The sequence below is a fragment of the Frankia sp. CcWB3 genome, assembly GCF_977927595.1.
In genome coordinates, this window is sequence record NZ_CDWRCK010000249.1 from 1,403 (window position 1) to 6,560 (window position 5,158).

At 69.2% G+C, this 5,158-nt stretch carries 3 protein-coding genes and 1 pseudogene; all 4 read left to right on the plus strand.

What is annotated here, in order from left to right; all coding sequences use genetic code 11:
- Positions 1–431 precede the first annotated feature (431 nt).
- Positions 432–1,751 carry a hydrogenase nickel incorporation protein HypB gene (gene hypB, locus ACY5KJ_RS16610; protein ID WP_462203797.1) on the plus strand — a complete coding sequence of 440 codons (1,320 nt, stop codon included), beginning with the start codon at positions 432–434 and terminating at the stop codon, positions 1,749–1,751.
- Between the two features lie 191 nt (positions 1,752–1,942).
- Positions 1,943–3,516: pseudogene (locus ACY5KJ_RS16615) on the plus strand (hypothetical protein).
- Between the two features lie 72 nt (positions 3,517–3,588).
- Positions 3,589–4,089, plus strand: coding sequence for a hydrogenase maturation protease (locus ACY5KJ_RS16620; RefSeq protein ID WP_462186352.1), 501 nt, complete (start codon positions 3,589–3,591; stop codon positions 4,087–4,089).
- A partial coding sequence (locus ACY5KJ_RS16625; RefSeq protein WP_462203798.1) for an NADH-quinone oxidoreductase subunit B family protein occupies positions 4,086–5,158 on the plus strand: 1,073 nt, incomplete at its 3' end. The genes ACY5KJ_RS16620 and ACY5KJ_RS16625, both read left to right, overlap by 4 nt.

Consider the following 5,158-nt stretch of genomic DNA (forward strand, 5'->3'; position numbering starts at 1 on the left):
ATAGCCGGGGTGTCGCGGCTCTACGCTGAATGTCTCCTGGTCGGTCATGGCTGCTCCCTGGTAAATCGGTAACCTCGTCCTGCTGGCTCATTGTCGGTCGGCGGTGCCGGGCGCGAGAGAGCCATGGGTCCCCCTTTTTCGGTCGGATCGGACCGAGGCGGCCACGGCGAACCATCCGGCTGATGGTGTTCTTTGCCGCTACCCTGCCATCAGCAAGATTGGTGCGAAATATGTCCTTTTGTGCAGTCCTGTCGTTTTTATCGAGAAGAGGGCATCGAGAAAGGGACGCTGTCAGCAGAGTGACGACGGCCATGATCTGTCAGGTCGCCCGCGAGGACTGTCCTCAACGCCGGGCGGTAGTCCTCGACACCGAACGGGTAGGGAGACCGACGGGCCGGCCGCGAGCGGCGGCGCTCCAGTGATGCCGCGGAGTGCGGGCCGCGCCGGAGCAGGTGCGGGCGCCGGTCGACGAGGACAGGAACCCCGGTGGTGTGAACGCCCGACGTCACGCCGTGCCGGGCGCCGAGGAGCCGCGGATGCACGAGCTGGCGATCATCCAGAACGTCGTGGACACGATCGTGGAACGGATCGGGGCGGCGCGGGCCACGGCGGTTCACCTGGTCATCGGGCAGGTGTCCGGCGTCGTGCCCGGCTCCGTCCGGTTCTGTTTCGACCTGGTGGCAGCGGGCACGCCGGTCGAAGGCGCTCGCCTGGAGATCGACGAACCGCCGGGCCGTGCCCGTTGCCGGCGGTGCGGCGCCACGTTCGAGGCCGACGACCTCCTGCTCCTGGTGCTCTGCCCGTGCGGCAGCGCCGACGTCGAGGTGGTCGGTGGCGACGAGCTGATGATCGAGGCGGTCGAGGTGACACCCGTGCCGAGCGGCGGAGGTGATGTGGGATGTGTGGAACCTGCGGGTGTGACGACGCCGCCCCGACTAACCTCCCTCACCTCCGTCGACCCTGTTGGCCCGGTCGGCCCGGTCCTCGTCAGTCCCGGCCCGGCGCATGACGGCCACGCGCATGACGGGGGGACCTCGTCGCGCACCGTGGTCGTCGAGGAGCGGGTGCTGGCCAGGAACGACATGCTCGCCGAGGCGAACCGCCGCCGCCTGCTCGCTCGTGACGTGCTGGCGATCAACCTGATGAGCTCGCCGGGATCGGGCAAGACGACGCTGCTGGAGCGGACCGTCCGCGAGTTCGGCGTGAGCGTGCCGATCGCGGTGGTTGAAGGTGATCAGGAGAGCATCCGGGACGCCGAGCGCATCCGGTCCACGGGGGCTCCCGTCGTCCAGATCAACACTGGTCGTGGCTGCCATCTTGATGCGGCCATGATCGACTGTGCGCTGCGTGAGCTCGAACCATCCGAGGGTTCGATGGTGTTCATCGAGAACGTCGGCAATCTGGTCTGCCCGGCGCTGTTCGACCTGGGCGAGCGAGCCCGGGTGGTGCTGATGTCCGTCACCGAGGGCGAGGACAAGCCGACCAAGTATCCGCACATGTTCGCGGCTGCCGATCTCGTCCTGCTCACCAAGTGCGACCTGCTGCCCTACCTCGACGTCGACGTCGCGCGGTACGAGGCGCAGGTTCACCGGATCAATCCCCGGGTCGACGTGCTGCGCGTCTGCGCGGCCCCGGGATCGGGGTCGGGCCTGAGGCTGGGGCCCGGCCTGGGCCAGTGGTACGCCTGGCTGCGCGCCGAGCGAGGTGCCGGCCACCGCCCGCGGTCGAGCGGGCCGTCTCACGGTGTTTGAGGCCGCGACACCCGGGCAACCCGTCGAAGAATAGCTACGAGCGTTCTCGTGACTACATATAGTCATAATGCGTAATTATGTGTAGTTACAGTACGGTGGGCATCGTCCCCAGGGGTGGTGCCACGGCTCCGCCGAAGGGGGACCGTCATGCTGCTCGCGGGTTCGTCCTGTCCTGGGCACCGCTCGCCATGATGACGACGCCCGGTGCGCCGACCACCCTTCACGTGGACGTGGGGGCCGGCATCGGTGCTGACGAGGCCGGTGGGAGCTGTCCAGCCGGTTTCGCGTCGGCCCGTGCAGTGGCTGACGCGGTGCTGCACGAGGGCTACCTGCTCTATCCGTATCGCCGCTCCTCGGGCAAGAACCGGATGCGGTGGCAGTTCGGGGTGCTCGCGCCGCGGCGTTGGGTCGAGGCGGGTGGGCCGGTCCCACGGACCGTCGCCGGATCGACGGATGCGTGGTGCCAGCAGACTGACTGTCTTCTTGAGCTGTCCCCGACCGCCTCGGTCGTCGTCCGGCTGCGCTTTCTGCAGCTCCAGTGCCGTTCGGTCGAGGTCAGAGGAGCCGACGGCGCGTTCGGTGAGGTCGACGCGCTGAAGGCGGACGGTACTGCTCGGCTGAGTTTCGACGAGGCGGTGCCGCGCGAGGTCGGTCTCACTCTCGACCCGGCTGACCTGGCCGACCTGGCCGACCCGGCTGTGCGGGGCCGGTCGGCGGAACAGGCTGATCGTGGAGAGTCGTTCAGCCTGAGCCTGCCCGGTGGCATGGAGATTGAGCCGTTGGACGATCGCGGCAACCTGGCGGGCCGCGACGTTGGGCGCGGCGGTGCGGGTCGGGTGGTTCGCCGGCGGTGGCCGGTCTCGGCGACGGTCCGGGTGTCCGTGACGCGGGCCGCGGCTCCCTTCCGGCTGTACCGGCTGCGCCTGGCCGTCGAGAACACGGTGGCGGACGTCCCCGTCGGCGCCGCGCGACCGATGGCGCTGTGCCGATCGATGATCGCGACACACAGCCTCCTGGGTGTGCGCGGGGGACGGTTCCTCTCGCTGCTCGATCCGCCGACCTGGGCCGCCGGGGCGACACGGGGTGCGAGAACATCCACACCTTTCCCGTTCTCGCCGGTGCCGACGGAGCGCCGGATGTGATGCTGTCCTCGCCGATTATCCTGTACGATCATCCCCGGATCGCCCCCGAGAGCCCGGGTGACCTCTTCGACGCCACCGAGATCGATGAAATCCTCTCGCTGCGCACGCTGGCTCTGACCGACGACGAGAAACACGAGGCCCGGGCGACCGATCGCCGCGCCGCGGAGATCATCGACCGGGTCGACGGCATCCCGCGGGACACCCTCGCCCGCCTGCATGGTGCCGTCCGGTCGCTGCGACCGATTCCGTCGGCCGGGGCCGCACCGGCCGGCGTACCGGTCGCCGCCGCGACCACGCGATGGTGGGAGCCGGAGGCGGACCGGTCGGTCCGTCCGGACAGCGACAGTGTTTCCCTGGACGGCGTGATGATCGCCAAGGGCAGTCGGGTCCGGCTGCATCCCCGTGGCCGTGAAAGTGGCCGTGGAAGCGACGCGCACGACATGTTTTTCATGGGGCGAGAGGCCCGGGTTCAGGCCGTCTTTCTGGACGTCGACGGCGCCTGGCACGTCGCGGTGTCCCTGGACGACGACCCGGCCGCCGATCTGCACCGGTGGTACGGCCGTCATTACTACTTCGCACCCGAGGAGCTGGCACCGCTCACCGACGGACCGGGTGCGTCATGAGCGGGCCGGCGCCCACCCGCGCGGGTCCGTCTGCGGGTCCGTCCGCGCGTCCTCGTGGCCGGGATCGGCAACGTGTTCCTCGGCGACGACGGATTCGGGGTGGAGGTCGTGCGCCGCATCGACCCGGCGGACCTGCCGGCCGGGGTGGACGTCGTCGACTACGGGATCCGCGGCGTGCATCTCGCCTATGAGCTCCTCGACGGCCGGTACGACGTGGTGATCCTCGTCGACGCGGTCTCGTCGACCGATCCACCGGGGACTCTCACGGTGCTCCGGCCCGAACTTGACGGGGCCGGCGTGGACGACATCCCCGTCGACGAGATCCCCGTCATGGACGCCCATGGCATGTCTCCCGACGTGGTCCTGCGGTTGCTGCGGGGCCTCGGTGGCGATGTCGGCCGAGTGCTGGTCGTCGGCTGCCGACCCGCCGTCGTCGAGGAGCGGATGGGACTGTCCCGCGCCGCGGGGATGGCCGTCGACGACGCGGTGCGGCTCATCGCGCAGATCATCCGAGACCCCGGCCCGTGGGATCCATCCCCAGCATCCGCCAGTAGGAGGGAGAGGCCAAGATGACGGCCACGAACCCGCAGTCCGTGACTCCGCAGCCCGGGAGCCCGCGACGCGGCGGTTTCGACGAGGTGCACATCCTCTGGATCTCCGAGGGGATGAGCTGCGACGGCGACACGGTGTCGGTGACCGCGGCCTCCCAGCCGGCGATCGAGGATGTCGTCACCGGGCTCGTGCCGGGATTGCCGACGGTCCATCTGCACAACAAGGTGCTGTCGCCGACCGTCGGCGGGGAGGAGTTCCTGGCCCCGTACCGAGCCGCGGCCCGCGGTGACATCGAGCCGTTCATCCTCGTCATCGAGGGCTCGATGCCGAACGAGAACATCCACGGCGACGGGTACTGGACGTCGTTCGGGAACGATCCGGACACCGGCCAGCCGCTGACCCTGAACTGGTGGATCGACCGGCTGGCCCCCAGGGCGTGGGCGGTCGTCGCGATCGGCACCTGCGCCGCGTACGGCGGGATCCACGCGATGGCCGGCAACCTGACCGGGTCGATGGGCCTTGCCGACTACCTGGGCCATGACTTCACCTCCGCCGGCAACCTGCCGATCGTCAACGTCCCCGGCTGCCCGGTCCAACCGGACGACTTCATGGAGACGCTGACCTGGGTGCTTTACCACGCGGCGGGCGCGGCACCACCGCCACCGCTGGACGACCAGCTCCGACCCCAGTGGATTTTCGGCCGGACCGTGCACGAGGGCTGTGACCGGGCGGGCTACTACGAGCAGGCCGATTTCGCGAAGGACTACAACTCGCCGAAGTGCCAGGTGAAGATCGGCTGTTGGGGTCCGGTGGTGAACTGCAACGTGCCCAAGCGCGGATGGATGGGCGGGCTGGGCGGCTGCCCGAACGTGGGCGGCATCTGCATCGCCTGCACGATGCCGGGATTCCCGGACAAGTTCATGCCGTTCATGGACATGCCGCCGGGAGCGAGCCTGTCCTCGCTCGCGATCAAACCTTACGGGTCGTTTATCCGCAGGCTGCGTGGCATCACCAATGCGACGGCGAACACCGAGCCGAAGTGGCGGCACAACCGGGAGCTGCTGACCACCGGCTACGACCCGCGTTACCG